This is a genomic window from Natronorubrum marinum (genome assembly GCF_052040125.1).
GTDB lineage: Archaea > Halobacteriota > Halobacteria > Halobacteriales > Natrialbaceae > Natronorubrum.
This window is the reverse complement of record NZ_JBPPFV010000003.1, coordinates 489,097-505,303: the sequence shown is the minus strand read 5'-3', so window position 1 is coordinate 505,303 and position 16,207 is coordinate 489,097. Positions and strand designations below refer to the sequence as shown.

The 16,207-nt window shown below is 63.0% G+C and carries 17 protein-coding genes and 1 tRNA gene; 9 read left to right on the top strand and 9 right to left on the bottom strand.

Features of this window, described 5'->3' with window-relative positions; all coding sequences use genetic code 11:
• The first annotated feature begins 35 nt into the window (after window positions 1–35).
• The 3 genes from ACSFC5_RS18760 (at window position 36) to ACSFC5_RS18750 (ending at window position 1,936) form a co-directional block, all read left to right on the top strand.
• Window positions 36–245: a hypothetical protein gene (locus tag ACSFC5_RS18760; RefSeq protein WP_440766760.1), complete on the top strand. Its 210-nt coding sequence runs from the start codon at window positions 36–38 to the stop codon at window positions 243–245.
• A gap of 56 nt (window positions 246–301) precedes the next feature.
• A complete protein-coding gene (locus ACSFC5_RS18755) occupies window positions 302–1,396 on the top strand; it encodes an aminopeptidase (protein WP_440766759.1) in 1,095 nt (364 codons plus the stop codon).
• 123 nt (window positions 1,397–1,519) lie between these two features.
• Complete coding sequence (locus ACSFC5_RS18750; RefSeq protein ID WP_440766758.1) at window positions 1,520–1,936, top strand: universal stress protein; 417 nt, start codon at window positions 1,520–1,522, stop codon at window positions 1,934–1,936.
• A gap of 154 nt (window positions 1,937–2,090) precedes the next feature.
• On the opposite strand, the gene ACSFC5_RS18745 is transcribed toward ACSFC5_RS18750, so the two are convergent.
• The 4 genes from ACSFC5_RS18745 to ACSFC5_RS18730 all read right to left on the bottom strand — a co-directional run bounded on the left by ACSFC5_RS18745 (window position 2,091) and on the right by ACSFC5_RS18730 (window position 4,633).
• A complete protein-coding gene (locus ACSFC5_RS18745; RefSeq protein WP_440766757.1) occupies window positions 2,091–2,606 on the bottom strand; it encodes a hypothetical protein in 516 nt (171 codons plus the stop codon).
• Window positions 2,607–2,702: 96 nt separating this feature from the next.
• A complete protein-coding gene (locus ACSFC5_RS18740; protein ID WP_440766756.1) occupies window positions 2,703–3,368 on the bottom strand; it encodes an alpha/beta hydrolase in 666 nt (221 codons plus the stop codon).
• Window positions 3,368–3,988: a VOC family protein gene (locus tag ACSFC5_RS18735; RefSeq protein WP_440766755.1), complete on the bottom strand. Its 621-nt coding sequence runs from the start codon at window positions 3,986–3,988 to the stop codon at window positions 3,368–3,370. Before ACSFC5_RS18735 ends, ACSFC5_RS18740 begins: the two co-directional genes overlap by 1 nt.
• Window positions 3,989–4,012: 24 nt before the next feature.
• Window positions 4,013–4,633, bottom strand: a complete 621-nt coding sequence (locus tag ACSFC5_RS18730) for an FAD-dependent oxidoreductase (protein ID WP_440766754.1) — start codon at window positions 4,631–4,633, stop codon at window positions 4,013–4,015.
• 369 nt (window positions 4,634–5,002) lie between these two features.
• Between ACSFC5_RS18730 and ACSFC5_RS18725 the strand changes: the two genes are divergently transcribed.
• Complete coding sequence (locus ACSFC5_RS18725; RefSeq protein WP_440766753.1) at window positions 5,003–6,082, top strand: glutamate-cysteine ligase family protein; 1,080 nt, start codon at window positions 5,003–5,005, stop codon at window positions 6,080–6,082.
• Between the two features lie 60 nt (window positions 6,083–6,142).
• Here ACSFC5_RS18725 and ACSFC5_RS18720 read toward each other — a convergent pair whose 3' ends face one another.
• A complete protein-coding gene (locus ACSFC5_RS18720; protein ID WP_440766752.1) occupies window positions 6,143–7,054 on the bottom strand; it encodes a helix-turn-helix transcriptional regulator in 912 nt (303 codons plus the stop codon).
• A 150-nt stretch (window positions 7,055–7,204) separates the two neighbouring features.
• Here ACSFC5_RS18720 and ACSFC5_RS18715 point away from each other — a divergent pair, with 150 nt between their 5' ends.
• From ACSFC5_RS18715 to ACSFC5_RS18705, 3 genes are read left to right on the top strand one after another with little or no spacing between them, the layout of a single operon-like run.
• A complete protein-coding gene (locus ACSFC5_RS18715; protein ID WP_440766751.1) occupies window positions 7,205–8,668 on the top strand; it encodes an FAD-binding oxidoreductase in 1,464 nt (487 codons plus the stop codon).
• Window positions 8,661–8,906, top strand: coding sequence for a DUF7512 family protein (locus tag ACSFC5_RS18710; RefSeq protein ID WP_440766750.1), 246 nt, complete (start codon window positions 8,661–8,663; stop codon window positions 8,904–8,906). The genes ACSFC5_RS18715 and ACSFC5_RS18710 overlap by 8 nt, the downstream gene beginning before the upstream one ends.
• A gap of 2 nt (window positions 8,907–8,908) precedes the next feature.
• Window positions 8,909–9,874: a sulfite exporter TauE/SafE family protein gene (locus ACSFC5_RS18705; RefSeq protein ID WP_440766749.1), complete on the top strand. Its 966-nt coding sequence runs from the start codon at window positions 8,909–8,911 to the stop codon at window positions 9,872–9,874.
• A 43-nt stretch (window positions 9,875–9,917) separates the two neighbouring features.
• Here ACSFC5_RS18705 and ACSFC5_RS18700 read toward each other — a convergent pair whose 3' ends face one another.
• On the bottom strand, window positions 9,918–11,147 hold the full coding sequence (locus ACSFC5_RS18700; RefSeq protein WP_440766748.1) for a C45 family autoproteolytic acyltransferase/hydrolase: 1,230 nt from the start codon (window positions 11,145–11,147) through the stop codon (window positions 9,918–9,920).
• Window positions 11,148–11,942: 795 nt separating this feature from the next.
• Here ACSFC5_RS18700 and ACSFC5_RS18695 point away from each other — a divergent pair.
• Together ACSFC5_RS18695 and ACSFC5_RS18690 are read left to right on the top strand one after the other, a co-directional pair.
• Complete coding sequence (locus tag ACSFC5_RS18695) at window positions 11,943–12,056, top strand: transcriptional regulator (protein WP_440766747.1); 114 nt, start codon at window positions 11,943–11,945, stop codon at window positions 12,054–12,056.
• Between the two features lie 640 nt (window positions 12,057–12,696).
• Window positions 12,697–13,149: a universal stress protein gene (locus ACSFC5_RS18690; protein WP_440766746.1), complete on the top strand. Its 453-nt coding sequence runs from the start codon at window positions 12,697–12,699 to the stop codon at window positions 13,147–13,149.
• Between the two features lie 76 nt (window positions 13,150–13,225).
• Here ACSFC5_RS18690 and ACSFC5_RS18685 read toward each other — a convergent pair whose 3' ends face one another.
• The 3 genes from ACSFC5_RS18685 to ACSFC5_RS18675 all read right to left on the bottom strand — a co-directional run bounded on the left by ACSFC5_RS18685 (window position 13,226) and on the right by ACSFC5_RS18675 (window position 16,119).
• Window positions 13,226–15,013 carry a BCCT family transporter gene (locus tag ACSFC5_RS18685; protein ID WP_440766745.1) on the bottom strand — a complete coding sequence of 596 codons (1,788 nt, stop codon included), beginning with the start codon at window positions 15,011–15,013 and terminating at the stop codon, window positions 13,226–13,228.
• A 517-nt stretch (window positions 15,014–15,530) separates the two neighbouring features.
• Window positions 15,531–15,605, bottom strand: a tRNA-Arg gene (locus ACSFC5_RS18680).
• A gap of 136 nt (window positions 15,606–15,741) precedes the next feature.
• The gene (locus ACSFC5_RS18675; RefSeq protein WP_440766744.1) at window positions 15,742–16,119 is read right to left on the bottom strand and encodes a YccF domain-containing protein; all 378 of its coding nucleotides are present in this window, start codon (window positions 16,117–16,119) and stop codon (window positions 15,742–15,744) included.
• Between the last annotated feature and the right edge of the window lie 88 nt (window positions 16,120–16,207).

The following is a 16,207-nucleotide window of genomic DNA, read 5'->3' as shown; positions in this document are numbered from 1 at the left end:
CAACGTTTTCTACGGTCTCGAACGGCACCCATCGTATGGGCGAACCACCCGGTCCCGGCACCCACCTCGTTTCGGCGCTCCGGCTGGCGGCGTTCGGGCTGCTCGCACTCGGCTTTTCCGGCTGGGTGCTCGACGACGGCGGCGAGGTGAGCCTCGAGTCGCCCTTTACCCTCGCGTTCGGCGCCGGCGTCGCCTGCGCGCTGGCGTCGATCTACCTCGGGATCTTCCTGGCGAACCGAGACTGAGATTCGTCCCATTTCGATTCGAAAACGGTATCCCGGCGTCGGGAGACGTCTGGCACATGGACCCGCGTATCCGCGAACACGCCGAAATCATCGCGAATCACTCGGTCGATCTGCAGGAAGGAGACAACGTCGTCGTCGACGCCCACCCCGTCGCCGAGGACCTGGTCGTCGCCCTTCACGAAGTGATCGGCGACGCCGGCGCGAACCCGATGACAGTGAGTCAGCGAACGGGCGCCCGCCAGCGGCGCGCCTTTTTGCGGGCCGGTAACGACGAGTACGACACCCCCGAGCACGAACTCGCGCTCATCCAGAATACGGACGTCTACATCGCGATTCGGGCCGGCGACAACGTCACCCAGACCGCGGACGTCGATCCCGAGACCAGCGCGGCCTACCAGCAGGCTCATCGGCCCATTCTCGAGGAACGACTCTCGACGCGCTGGTGTCTCACGCAGTACCCCGCGCCGGCGAACGCCCAGCTCGCGGAGATGTCGACGGAGGGCTACGAGGGCTTCGTCTGGGACGCCGTCAACAAGGACTGGGACGAGCAGCGCGAGCACCAGGCGAACATGGTCGAGCTCATGGATCCCGCCTCGGAGATCCGCATCAAGAGCGGCGAGACGACCGACGTCACGATGTCGATCGACGGCAATCCGACGCTCAACGATTACGGCGAGCACAACCTGCCCGGCGGCGAGGTCTTCACCGCCCCCCAGCCCGACAGCGTCGAGGGCGAAGTGCTGTTCGACATGCCGCTCTATCACCAGGGCCGGGAGATCACGGACGTCTACCTCGAGTTCGAAGGCGGCGAGGTCGTCGACCACTCGGCGGCGAAAAACGAGGAGGTCCTGACAGAAGTGCTCAACACCGACGACGGCGCTCGCCGACTGGGCGAACTCGGCATCGGGATGAACCGCGACATCGACCGGTTCACCTACAACATGCTGTTCGACGAGAAGATGGGCGATACGGTCCACATGGCCGTCGGTCGCGCCTACGACGACACCGTCGGCGATGACAACGAAGCCAACGACTCCGCGGTCCACGTCGACATGATCGTCGACATGAGCGACGACTCGTTCATCGAAGTCGACGGAGAAGTGGTGCAGCGCGACGGGACGTTTACCTTCGAAGACGGCTTCGAAGAGTAAGCGAACCATCCGGTCCAGATTTTGCGTTGGCAGCGCCACTCGAGGATGCTTCTCCAAGCCGAATACCTGCCGTCCAAAACTCTTTGACCGGATTTATGACTCCAGCACTCGTACCGACAGAATATGGCAATCCTCGTCGCCTACGACGGTTCGGAACCGGCACGGAAGGCAGCAAAACACGCGTTCGACACCCACGCGGACGAGGAGATCGTCCTGTTGCGTGTCGTCGAGCTAGCCGATAGCTTCACCGAGGCGGGTATCAACATGCTTCAGGACACGATCAGGGACCGCAAGAAATCGGCCTCGAAGGAGCTACGCGAGGACGTCACGGACCTCGACAACACCGACGACGTCGACTTCCGGATGGAAACCGCCGTGGGGAATCCCGCTCGAGCGGTCGTCGAGTACGCGGAGGACCACGACATCGACCACATTATCGTCGGCAGCCACGGTCGATCGGGTGTCTCTCGAGTCTTACTCGGAAGCGTCGCGGAGCAGGTCGTTCGTCGGGCGCCCGTCTCGGTCACCGTCATCCGATGAGCGGATCGCGGAGCGCCGGCTGTCGAGTACTGCGACTCGGTTCCGTCCTCATCGAAGAAGGTGTATCAGCGTCGCCGGAACAGCGCATCTCAGGCGGGGACCACCGTCGTGATGCAACCCGACTCGGTCGCGGCGACATCGGCGAGTTCCACTCTCAGTTCCCGTTCGTGACGATCTCGACGTCACCGACCTGTCCCTCCGGCTGGTACTCACAGCGGTAGGTCGCCATCTCGGGGCTTGCCTCGAACGCGAGCGTCTCCTGCTCGCCGACGACCTCGTTGCCGTCGGTCGAGTAGCCGTCGACGACCTCGCGGTCGTCGTCCCAGAACGCGATGTTGTGGTGGACGCCGTCCATGTTCTCCCAGGTGAGTTCGTACTCCCGGCCCGCCTCGAGCACGAGCGTCGGGTTCTCGACACGGTCGATGGCGACCGGTTCGACGCCGACCCAGCCGCCGACGTAGCCGTCGAATCGGATCGCCTCGACGTCCCGCCACGCGTCCGGATCGGTGTCGCCCTCGACGAACTCGGCCTCGTCCACGACGGGTTCGGGTTCCTCGTTCCCGTCGTCGTCACTCGAGTCCACCCCCAGGCAACCGGCGATGGAGACCGCTGCGAGGGCCCCGCCCACTCCCAGGAGGAGCCTCCGGCGATCCGTTTCGTAGGGAGCCATTGTCGGTACTACGCGCGTGAGCGGAATAAGTCGCAGTTCACTCGAGGCGAACGGTCGTCACGTAGAGATAGTTGGCTACAGCCGAAGTCCGCGAGTTCAGTCCGCCAGATTCGCGACCATCCCGGAGACGAACTCGAGTTCGTCCTCGTTGACGCCGTGGCCCATCCCCTCGTAGAGCCGCTTCGTGACGTCGGCGTTCATCGCCGCGAGCACGTCGGCCGTCTCGTGGACGCGTTCCTCGGGAATGTGCGGGTCGACGTCGCTACAGCCGAGGAACGCGGGGGTTTCTTCGAGGTCAGCGCCGTCGGTCGCGTAGTCGTCGGGGTCGACCGACTCGCCGATGAGACCGCCGCTCAGGGCGGCGAGCCCGCCGTAACGGCGCGGGTTGCGGGCGACGAACTCGCTGGCGAGACAGGCCCCCTGCGAGAAACCGACGAGCATGATGCGCTCGGTCGGAATGCCGGCGTCGTTCGCCCGCTCGATCGCGTCCGCGATGGCACGCAGACCCGACGTTCGCCCCGGCTCGTTTCGCTCGACGGGGGCGAGAAACGAGTTCGGGTACCAGGTGTTGCGCGCGGCCTGGGGCGCGAGGAGCGCGACGCCGTCCCGATGGATCTCTTCGCCCATCTGGACGATGCTCCGCGCGGTCGCGCCGCGGCCGTGGGTGAGTACGATCACAGCCTCGGCGTCCTCGAGGGCCGTCCCGCCGGTGACGAGCGACTGGCCCTGGTGCGGGCCGTCGACATCGTCCTCGGCGGCCATCAGAGACCACCGGTACCGGCGCTGGCGTCAGGGAGGTCGTGTTCGACGACCTCGAGGCCGAGCGCCTCGATCGCGCCGCGGAGGTGCTCGTCTTTGGCGTAGTCGGCACCGTCTTCCTCGCGGAGTTCCTGGGCCTTCGCGAGAATCTCGCCGCGGCGATCGTTGGGGATCTCGTACTTATCCGCCGAGAGTTCGATGACCAGGCCGTTGTTGTCCGTGGTGTAGATCGAGTGGAAGATGCCCCGGTCGAAGATATTGTAGCGGTGGCCCGCGTCCTCGAGCGCCTGCATCGTCTCCTCGTACTCGTCGGGGTCGACGCTGAAACAGAGGTGGTGGACGGCGCCAACGCCGCCGCGCTGGCCCTGCCGGTTCGACGGGCGGTCGTCGCTGACGAAGAAGGTGAGGATGCGACCGTCGCCCGTGTCGAAGAACAGGTGGGTCTGGGAGGGGTCGTCGAGGTTGGGCTGGCGGAGGACGAGGGGCATCCCGAGGAGGTCGCGGTAGAACTCGACGGTATCGGCCTCGTTGCTCCCCCAGATGGTGATGTGGTCGGTGCCCGTCATGTGGACGGGGCTGTCGGGTAGCTCGGGCGTGACTGGGTTCTGGGTCTCGTTGGACATGTGGTGTGAATACGTTCGGGTGGGTTATTCAGCGAGCTGCTCGCCGAAGACGCGCGCCGCGTCGGCGGGAACGTCGAAGTCGTGGTAGTGTTCGCCTTTGACGCTCGAGAGGATGTTGAGTGCGGCGGCGGCGCCGTCACCGACCGCGATGGCGGCCTGCCACTCTTCCGGGCGAACCATCGCACCCGTCGCGTACAGTCCCGGTACGCTCGTCTCCATCTCGACGCCGACGTCGACGACGTCCGCGTCGGTGAACTCGCAGCCGGCCTCCTCGGCGAGGTCACGGTTGGCGCCCGTCGCGAGGACGACGTAGTCGGCTTCGTAGTGGCCATCGTCGGTTTCGACCGCGAAGCCGTCGTCGGTCTCGGTGACCGCAGTTACGGGTTCGTCCTGATGACGGTCGGCACCGAAATCATCGACTTGCTGGCGGGCGGTCGCCAGAAACTCGCTGCCGCCAACCGAGCCGATGCCGAGGTAGTTGAACAGGTGGGCCTTGTGCATCCACGTCTCGTCCGTGTCGAACACCGTAGTCTCGAGGCCGTTTTTCGCCGTAAACAACGCCGCACTCAGTCCGGCGGCGCCGCCGCCGACGACGAGTACCGACGCGCCAATTCCGCTGTCGTCTCCGGTCGTTTCGTTGCTCATCTAGTTACACAATGTTACTGCACGGCTATGAACCCACCAGAGACGCGAGAGCAACCACGTAACACTCGTGTTAGTGGAGTCGTTTCGAGCGACACGGTTCACGCGGTTCGCCGTTTGATACTGTGTATGGGTACCTTACCGCACGGTTCGCCGGGAGCGGAGCGGTTTTGCGCCGACGATCTATCCCCTGCGCACGCAGGCTCAACCCCTTCACGTAGTACCGGCCTACCAAGTTGGTTACAGGAGAGAATCGCAGGACGGGGACGAACTCGCGCGTCGCGTTTGGGTTCGACGGCCCGTCCACGTGCTGGCCCGGTGACGGCTCGCTCGAGGGCCACAGCACCACTACATCCCCCAACGGAGCCATCCATGAAAACCAGCCTCGAGGTGGAGTACTGGGTCATCGACAACGACGGCGACCTGGTCCCACCCGAATCACTGCTCGACGTTTCGAAACAGATCGACCCCGAGTTCGTCGAGCCGATGCTCGAGATCAAGACCACCCCGTGCCAGTCGATGGCCGAACTCCGCGCGGAGTTTCGCGACCTCATCAGTACCACCGTCGACGCGGCACGCGAACGGGGTAAACGGCTCGTCCCGCTGTCGACCCCGTTACACGCCGGCCCGGAAGACGTTCCCTACCGCGACAAGCAGGGGACCGACCTCCAGCGACGAATCGTCGGCCCGGCGTTCGAGGACGCCCGCGTCTGTGCCGGCACGCACATCCACTTCGAACAGTCGAACGTCGTCGACCAGCTGAACACGCTGACGGCGCTCGATCCCGCATTCGCGCTCGCCAACAGTTCCTCACACTACCGCGGCGAGCGCCTCCTCGAGTGTGCACGCCCGTTCCTCTACCGACGCTCGTGTTACGAGGCCTGTCCCGAACAGGGACAGCTCTGGCCCTACGTCGACAGCGTCGAGGAGTGGGAAACCACCCTCGAAAACGCCTACGACGGCTTCCGCGAGCGCGCACTCGAGCGCGGCGTCGATCCGGCCGACTTCGACGACGAGTTCGATCCCTACGACGCGGTCTGGACCCCCGTCCGATTGCGCAAGGCGATGCCAACCGTCGAGTGGCGCTCGCCCGACGCGGCGCTCCCGAGTCAGATCCTCCACCTCGCCGAGGAGGTCCGCTCGATCGTCACGCACGCCGACGCTCGCGGCACCGTCGTCGGGGAGGACGACGTGGCGAACGCGGGCGGCGAAGTGCCACTTCCCGCCTTCGAGACGGTCCAGGAGATCACCGACGCCGCGATCTTCGACGGCCTCGGCGACTCGAGCGTCCGCGCCTACCTGCAGCGACTCGGATTCACGCCGTCGACGTACGATCCGATCGCGAATCGACTCCCCGACGCGCGGCTCACGAAGCGCCAGGCGAAACGGCTGCGGCTCGAGGCGGCGAGACGGCTCGAAGCCGACCTCGCGACCCGGCCTGCGCGCGCCTGAGTCCGGGTTTCGTGTTTTCGGCGGCGAACCCGTTCCGAGACCGAACGTGGAAGGCGGCCGTCACCGGGTCGGCGGACGCCGTTCGTCGACCGGTTCGGAATCCGACCTGACGGACGCGTAGACGCGTTCGGCCCACTCGCGGGCGATCGGCGAGTCGGTATCGACGAACACCTGCATCAGGCCCGTGGCCTCGTCGTAGCCACCGATTCCGACGCGGCCGTCGAAAAGCGCGAGTCCGTACGGGAGGTCGCCGCGCGTCCGGAGCGTCAAGTGTCCGCACTCGATCGCGTCGGTGGCCCGATCGGGGTAGGTCTCGAACAGTTTCTCCACGACGTGCGGGAGATAGACGATCTCGGTATCGGTTTCGTCGAACACTCGCTGGTGGAACTCGCCGAGGACCAGCGGGACCATGTGGGTCGTGTTGAACCCCCGAAAGGTCTCCGACCCGTCGACGAGCGAAACAAACCGTTCGACCGGTCCGTACGGATCGTCGGGTTCGGCGACGGTAACCGTCGCGTCCACGAACGGTTCGACGACGAACTCCCGGTGGTCCGCACAGATCGAATCGAGAAGCGGGGTCAGTCTGTGCGCGGTTCGGACGTTCGCCTCGAACCGGAGCAACTCTTCCGCGATGACCTCGCCGCGCCAGGTCAACCGATATCGACTGTCGACTTTCTCGACGAAATCCCGCTCGTCGAGCCACCGCGTGTACCGATGGCTCGTCGCCCGCGACACGTCGAGACGCGACTCGATCTCCCGGCGATCGAGCGGGTTCGAAAGCAGCGCCTCGAGGACCGGACCATGCCGGACGATGTCGACGAGCAGGTCCGTGTCGACGCGGTCGTCCGCGGTGTTCAACCGCTCGCCGAGATAGCGACGGTTCCGTTCGTTCTCCAGGATAGCCTCGAAGACCGGAGAACCGGGCGGCAGGCGTCGATCCTCTGCCAGTTGTTCGTCTCGATCGGAGTCCATTGAACTCACTTGCTAGAGAATGGCTATCTAGAGTAGTAACTCTATCCACGTACTCACCACGAGATTCGTCTCACCCCCCGTAACGGTGCACTCGAGGCCGAACGCTGCTCGAGAGGTGAGGCCAACGTTCGCCGCGTCGTCCGATTCGTCATGGGACGACGGACGATCACTCACGAGCAGTTAGCACAGTTCGAGACGACGTTTCACGGAACCCTGATCCGGCCCGACGACGCTGCGTACGACGACGCCCGCGCCGTCTGGAACGGACTGATCGACAGGTACCCCGCGCTCGTGGCACGGTGTCGCGGCGTCGCCGACGTCGTCGATGCGGTGACGTTCGCCCGCACCCTCGAGCTTCCGGTATCGGTTCGCGGCGGTGGCCACAACGTCGCCGGGACCGCCGTCTGCGACGACGGGCTCGTCGTGGACCTCTCGGAGATGCGAGGTGTGTGGGTAGACCCCGACGCCCGGACGGCGCGCGTCCAGGCCGGCGCCACCTGGGCGGACGTTGATCGAGAAACGCAGGCGTTCGGTCTCGCGACGCCCGGCGGGGTCGTCTCGGCGACCGGCGTCGCTGGACTCACTCTCGGCGGCGGGATCGGCCACCTCCGCCGCAAGCACGGCCTGACCTGTGACAACCTCACATCGGTCGAATTTGTGACGGCAGACGGCGAGTTCCTGACCGCTAGCGCAGACGAGAACGAGGACCTCTTCTGGGGGCTTCGCGGTGGCGGCGGCAACTTCGGAGTCGTCACGACCTTCGAGTTCGACCTCCACCCGGTCGGTCCCGACGTGGCGACCTGCGTGGTGTTTTATTCGGGCGACCGGTCGGCCGAGTGTCTGCGAGCGTACCGCGAGTACGTCGCGTCGGCGCCCGAAGAAGTCACTACCCTCGCGTCAGCAGGCGTGATACCGGACGAGGAGCTGTTCCCGGCGGACGCGGTGAACGAACGCAAGATCGGCATTATCGGCTGTTATGCCGGCTCGATCGAAGACGGCGAACGCGCGCTGGCGCCCCTGCGGGAACTCGACGAGCCGATCGCCGACGTTAGCGGGACGATGCCGTACGCGGAACTCCAGCAGCTCTTCGACGAGGAGTACCCCGACGGAATGCGGTACTACTGGAAATCGCAGTACCTCGACGGACTCCCGAACGCCGCCATCGATCGGATCGACTCCTGGGCCGACGTTGCACCCTCGCCGCGATCGACCGTCGATATCTGGCAGCTGGGGGGCGCAATCGATCTGGTCGACACCGAGGACAGTGCGTTCGCGGGACGACACGCGCCGTTCCTCCTCGGCGTGGAGGCGAACTGGGAACGCCCCGAAGCGGACGACGCCAACCTCGAGTGGGTACGCGACTGTCTCGACGATATGCGCCAGTTCTCGGACGGGACGGTCTACCTGAACTTCCCCGGCTTCTTCGAGGAAGGGGACGCCATGATGGAAACCGCGTTCGGGCCGGCGTACGAGCGGTTGGTCGCGTTGAAGGACGAGTACGATCCGACGAACGTCTTCGGCCGGAACCGGAACGTCGCTCCGTCCGGTGGCGCTCGGAACGACGACGAGCCGCGCCATAGCGCCCGAAACGACGGGGGGCCGGACCGTGAGTGATCGCGAGGGCGAACCGGCGGCAGTCTCGTGGCGGGCGTCGACGGTGCAGGTCACACTGGTGAGCGTGATGATAGTGGTTGCGCTGGGGAGTCCCCTCGAACCCTCACTCGGCGAGCCCGGACGGGCTGCCGTCACGGTCGGAATCGTCTCGGCCGAAGCGATCGCGCTGTACGTCGGCTACGGTGCGCTCGCTCGAGCAGCCGACCCCGCCATCCGCGAACGGCTCGTGAGTCGCTGACCGTGGAGCTCCTCGGACTCGGTGTTGTGACGATCGCCTTCTTCGTCGGGTTCGGCCTACTGATCGGTGTCCTCTTCGGATTCTTCGGAATGGGAGGATCGTTCCTCGTGACGCCGGTGTTGCTGGTGCTCGGCTATCCGGCGACGGTCGCCGTCGGAAGCGGCCTCGCGTTCGTCTTCGGGACGAGCGTTATCGGTTCGCTCAGACACCGCGCTCACGGTCAGATCGACTACAAGCTGGCGGCCGTGTTGATCCCCGGACTGACGCTCGGTATCGAGGTGGGCAGGCGAATCGTGTTCCTGCTCGACGAACTCGGTCGCGCCGATGTCGCCGTCGGCCTGGTCTACGCCGGTCTCCTCGGCGCGGCCGGACTGTTCGTACTCCGGGACGCCCGTACTGACGGCACCCTCGTCGAACCGATCGGAATCGCCACCGCGGTGCAAGCCGTCGACCTCCCGCCTACGATGACGGTGTCCGGCGGTGCGACCGTCTCGGGGTGGATCGTCCTCGCCGTCGGTCTTGGGATCGGCACCCTCTCGGGATGCCTCGGCGTCGGCGGCGGATTCCTCCTTCTTCCCGTCATGATCTACGGGTTCGGCGTTCCCGCTGCGGTCGCCGCCGGAACCAGTCTCCTTCAGATCGCGGTTTCGGGTGCGTTCGGGACGTTCGTCTACGCCCTGTCGAACGCCGTCGACGACCCCGTCGTCGCCGCGATGCTCGTCGGGAGCGCGCTCGGAGCACGCGTCGGCGTCGGTGCAACGCGTCTCGTAGACGAGACTGACATTAGAGGGTACTTCGCGGTCGTGCTACTCGCCGGGAGCGTCGCCACCGCGAGCGAACAAGTAGGTGGCGCGTACGGTATCGAGGCGCTCGCTACCGTTAGTGTCGTCCTCATCTTCGGGTCGACACTGCTGGTCGGCGGTGCGATCGTCCGCGCGTCGATCGCTTCGCTCGAGAGGAACGCGTAGCGCCGCGACGCCACTCGAGCGATCGAGAGTCCGCGATCGAGCGTCAGTGCAGCCGATCGAGCCACCGCTGTCCGGTCCGGAGGTCGGTCGGGATCTCGTCGCCGAACGCACACCGCGTTCGTTCCGTCTCGCAGGGGTTTCCCATCCCGACCTCGATCACCGGCGAGCCACCCTCGAAGATCGCCGTGCTCGCCGTCGTCAACTGACCGAACGCGTGCGGTTCGTCCGTCTCGGGCTCCGGATGCCGACAGATCGAGTCGTCGCCGGGCCCGTTCGCGTGATCCTGCGCGAACGTCCACAGATCGTCGCGGTCGAGTCGATTCGCGCCCTCGAGCAACTCGAGCGACCGTTCGCGTCGGTCCGTCGAACTCTCGGTCTGTGTCGACTCGCCGTTCACGAAGTGGTTCGTCCTGGTCACGACGGGGTCGTCGTCGACGACGATCCGTTCGGCCACCGGATCGACCTCGAGCAGGGCGGCGTCGGTCGCATCCGCGAGAAACAGCGTTTGGCCACAGAGGTGACGCGTCGGGTGAGACTCGAGCAGTTCGCGAGCCTCGTCGACGGTGGCACACTCCTCGAGAATCATCCGGATAACGGTGCCGTTTCGAAGTTGGTCCTCCGGATCGACGTCGTCTCGTGTGCTGTCGATGTAGGTGTTGGCCGCGACCAGCCCCTGATCGTTGACGCCCTTGAACGTCGAAATCGTCCCGCAGGTGTCGACCGTCAGAAAGCCGTAGTAGTCGTCGATCGGCGGCTGCTCGATGATCGACTTCGGGCGCGTTCCGCGGCCCGCGATATCCCGATTTTTGAGCACGAGCGGCCCGGCATCGCTGGCCCCCGTGTCGGCAGTCGTCTCGCCGCACCCGGCATCGAAGCCGGCGTCAGACTTGACTTTCGGCGGGGCTACGAGCGCGTTCGTACATCCCTTCGGGTTCTTCTCGGAGCGCCCCGCTCCATCAGCCAACTCCTCGCAGAGTTCCGAATAGGCGAAGACGTAGACGTCGTAGACCTCCGGATCGACGTCGAACGTCTCGGCCATCGCTTCGTAGGCGCGCAGGTGGCGCTCGGGGAGACTCTCGCGGCTCCGGCGGGCGTATTCGAGCAGCGGCTCCAAGTCACCCCCCTGCTCGTCGACGATCGACTCGAGTTCGTCGATCGCCCACTCGACGACCTCGCGTTCGGTCTCGGCGCGGCGGCGTGCCTGCTCGGGAAAACTAGTAGACCCGGCGACGAGATCGGTGTAGGCGGTCGTGTCGACGGCTGTATCGTCCATGGAGGGACGTTGGACTCGAGGGGGTTGTATCGTCGGCCTGAAAAGGTATGCTGTGGAAGTTGACAACAGTCGACAGCTGACACTAGTGGAACACCTGTTCAGAAGTGGGCTATTGAGGCGCTGGCTGGTTCCGTGAGGTACCAAGTCGGTACAGTGCGATAACGACTGATTGGGCGAGCAAAATAAGAAGGATATGGATGACGAACACCGCCATAATGCTGAGGACGAATACGCTTACGGCAACTACAAGCGGTGATCATCGATTGTGAGCCGAAGCTTCACGGTAGACGAAGCGCGCGATAACTGCTTGGATAATTACGTAGATCGGAGCCCCGATTCCGATTGCAACCATACATTCAGATGATTTGTTGGAGCGTATGAATCTTTGTATGCTTGCGTTCAGCTGTGTTCAATATGGTCAACGGCCGAATACTAGTTTCGAAAGGGTGTACGCACGTCGGCAGCGGGGATGGTGATCGTCGCGTGTCGCGATGATCGATTTGTGATTCCCCCCTATCCCCAATGTGATGCCGTCGACCGGCTCTGCCGACATATGCTATAACGGTGTCAATGATCATTACGTTACCGGAGCGAACAATGTTGGGAAGCGGGACGGATTTACATCTCACGTTCAGTCATCGCAGAATGAGGGGCGCGATTGGATTTGAACCACGATTTGAGAATCTGAACCAAAATTTCAGAACCGCAGCGTAATTCGCCGACTGCGTCGGCTCACCCACGACCGTTATCTGAAGTCGGCCTGAATTACTGTACGACGAGCCACGCGAGATGTCCATGGCGGAACTGGCATCGCTGCTCGATCTCTCGCCAACGGCAGTCGGCGGCCAACTCAGACGCGGCTCCGCTCGATTCATCGAGGACGTTCTTCTCGACGACGATGGGGAGTGACTCGACAGGACTGGGTTGTATGAGCGATCGCAGACGTTCGTAGTCATGATTGTACTGATAGTTCTTATACCATACGTCCCCATGCCGGGATTTTTATGCTATCGAGGGACAACCACACGATATGAGCTCGGACCGATCGAAGACCGACGACCCACATATCCCAGATTTCTACCTACCAGCAACAGCCCCGACAGCCAAACAGCTCGGTCGAATTGGGAAGACCCTCGCCTCGCTCTTTCGCCGCCGAGGCGGGATTCGAGCCGATCGGCGATCCGACCGAACGGATCGGTAACTGCCTGGGGCGATCAGCGGTACCGACGGCCAACAGTCCGTCTCAGACACTGTTTTCGGTACGTCGATCGGCAGCTCAAACGACGCCGTGAGCCACCATCGTGAGCGTCACTGCCGGGAACTGGCGTGATCGCGCTGGCCATCGCCTGCGGGCTGGCAATCGTCGCGCTCTGGGCATTTGCGACGGACCGATACATGCTCGTGGGGACGAGTTTTCTGTTCGTGAACTTCAATCTGTATTTCAGAGAAGCATGAACGTGGTCACGGATCGTCAGAAGAACTGGAAATAACCGTGAAATGTAATAAATTACTTGCGGTTGTCAGGCGAATACCCGTTCTGAGACCGAGGATGTACGAGACAATTCTCATTCCAACTGACGGGAGCACGCCGGCGCGGAAGGCTGTCGACCACGGCATCGAACTCGCTACCGCGTTCGATGCGACCGTCCACGCTCTCTACGTGATCGAGACCAAAGCCCACTACGTTTTCACAGCTGCGGGACACGATCCCGGGGAGATGGATGAGTACCGCACCTACGGCGAGGACCTCGTCAAACGCGTCGTCGACAAGGCCGTCGAGAAGGGGCTCGACGGCGAGGGAGCAGTAAGGACCGGTAGCGTCGCACAGGAGATCGTCAGCTATGCAGACGACAACGACATCGACGGTATCGTCATGGGTGCACAGGGACGGAGCGGGATCGACGACTATCTCGTCGGGAGTACGACCGAAAAAGTCGTTCGGACGGCGAACGTGCCGGTGACGACGACGCGTCACCGTGAAAACGAGCCGATCGAACGGTAATCGAACACAACGATCCGTTCCGTCGAACCGACACCCGCAAACCGGTTCGACGCGTCAGTACAGGCATGGGACGTTACTAGTCGTCTTCGGCGGCCCCACCCCGTTTGCTCCCGGTATCTCGAATGTTCGTTACCACGCCAGAACCGGATTTTTTGACGACGACATCTTGTTCGTCCTCGATCTCCTCGATCCACTCGGCGAACTCGTCGGATTCGAGCGTCCGATACTCCGTCGAGAGCCCCAGATAGAGGCTATAACACAGGAAAACGAGGACAAGTACGAACGGGAGCCCGGCCGTGATCACCGCCGTCTGTAACGCACCGAGACCGCCACCGATCAGGAGCACGGATGCGACGATTCCCTCGGTGAGTGCCCAGGCGATCCGCTGTTTTCGGGGGGCGTCGTGTTTCCCGCCCGAGGACAGGTGCCCAAGGACCAGCGAACCGGAGTCAGACGACGTCACGAAGAACGTCGTTACCAGGATGATCGCCAGTGTGGAGAGGAGAATCGTAAACGGTAGCAGGGTAAACAGTTCGAACATAGCGACTTCCTCACCGGCGTCAAAGACCGTTTCCATAATGCCCTGCTCGGTGAACAGTTCGAAATGCAGTGCCGTGCCGCCGAAGACTGACATCCAGAAAAAAGAGAAGACTGCTGGGATAATCAGGACGCCGCCGATGAACTCACGGACAGTTCGGCCACGGGAAATGCGGGCGATAAACAGACCGACAAACGGCGACCACGCGATCCACCAGCCCCAGTAGAAGATGGTCCAGTCGTTCATCCAGCCCGCGTACGGAGCGTTATCGAAGCTGTCAGACCACAGTGCCAACTCAGGAAAGTTCGACAGATATGTTCCCAGCGCTTGGGGGAACAGTCCGAGGACGAACACTGTTGGCCCGACGAGCAGAACCGTAACCATGATTGCGAGCATCAGGCCGACGTTGAGAGTACTGAGTCGGCGAATGCCTTTGTCCAGTCCGGCGCCAACTGACACGAGTGCGATCGCCGTAATAACTGCGATGATACCGACTTGCATCCCCGTCCCCGTGGGGACTGCTGTCCCGACGACCTCGTTGCCCATAAACGAGAGCCCAGCCGAGATCTGGAGCGCGCCGAGCCCGAGCGATGTTGCGATCCCGAACAGCGTCGCGAAGACGGTCAGGATGTCGATTACGTGGCCCGGCCAACCGTAGATCCGATCGCCCAGAATCGGCCAGAACACCGACCGGAACGTCAGCGGGAGCCCACGGTTGAACGAGAAAAAGGCGAGACCGAGCCCGACCAGTCCGTAGATCGCCCACGGGTGAAATCCCCAGTGGAAGTAGGTGGTGGCCATGCCGACTTCGGCTCCAGCGGCCGTCTCGCCTTCAGCCCCGAACAACGGATCGGCGAAGTGAAACAGCGGTTCGCCGACGCTCCAGAACATGAGTCCGATCCCCATCCCTGCGCTAAACAGCATGGCAACCCATGAGAGATCGCTGAATTCCTTTTCCGCGCCGACGCCGCCGAGTCTAATCTTTCCAAACCTGCTGAGCGCAAAGAACAGTACCACGATAATAAACAGGTTTACTGCGAGAATGTAAAGCCAGCTAAAGTGTCCAACGATACCGCCCTGTATCCAGCCAAAGGCCCCCTCTGCAGAGGCAAACGTCTCGCCGAAGGCGTTTGCTATCAGCTCACCCGGGTAGAACAACGTCACCAGAACAAACGCGATGATGACGCCGATCGAGATGAAAAAGACGTGAGGCTGGACATCCAGCCCGGCCACCTGTATGTTCGTATCGCCCGGTTCCACCTCAGTATCCGCCTTGAACCAGCCATCAGTTAACCGATCGCCCCCTGGCTTGCTGTCATCTACCATATCTACCACCTCCGTCGACCCGTTCAGTGAATCGTCGTCTGATCATGGTCAGTGGTGTACGAACGGCCAGCCGTTCAACGCCATCAGACCTGCGTCTGTGTGTCCAACATACCACACGGGACGGACCCGACGGAGTTGCTTTATTGTTTCCCCGGAACGAAAATTCGAGTTGATTCATACTGGCCGTAATTGAAGACTCTTCCGCCGGACTGTTCGTATTATTCGTAGTAACACAGTTACCGGAAGAGGAACCAGCCGATCCCGATCGCTATCCAGTAACCCGTATTCCGCGGATCGACCCACAGTGGGGACACATCGTCTTGTCACCGCGGATGTCGCCGCCACAGCGGCAACAGTGGCGCTCGCGATGGAATTTGAACCACGCCATCGGCTCGCTTCGCTCACGGTTTCACCGCTCGCATCGCGGTTCTCACTTCGTTCCGAACCGCGCACCGCTCGCCACCATCTGGTTCAAATCCCACGTGCCGGTTCACTCGTCACTGCGCGACTCGTTGCACGGGCGCGATGGGATTTGAACCCACGACCGTCGGATTAGAAGTCCGACGCTCTTTCCGGACTGAGCTACGCGCCCTCGAGTACGAATCCACGACCGACTGGTATAAGCAGTGTGGATTTCTGCTTCCCACATACCGTCCACTGTAAGTCACTTCCGGAGCGACAGCGGGCCGTTTTGCGGTCGCTCCGGCAAACAGTTACAGCAGACCGTATCAGCCGTGAAACCGATACAGCGACGTAACGAACGGCAGCCGGTTGGCCAGCCAGATCGCGATCGGAAGCCCGATGATCGTTACCGCCAGAAACGCGGCGAGGTTGGCCCAGAGAAAGCTGAGCCACCAGCCGACGAAGACGAAGTAGAGCGCACGTACCACCAGCGAGTGCTGGCCGCGAGCCAGCTGGGGATTCGTAAACGACCGCGGTTCGGCCAGCGTCAGAACGGTCGGCACGAGGTTGATCACCTTGATTCCGATCGGTGCCAGCACGACGGTCACGTTCAGGAACCACGCGACGTTGACCACGATCGGCGTCGCCCACCAGCCGATGACCAGAAACCAGATCGCCCGTACGAAGATGGATCGCTGCGTCACGGTCCACAGTGGGTCGGACGGGGAGATAACCGCACCGATCGTCGCTACCGACTCTTGATGAGCGAATTGCACGCGTCCCCCGTCATCT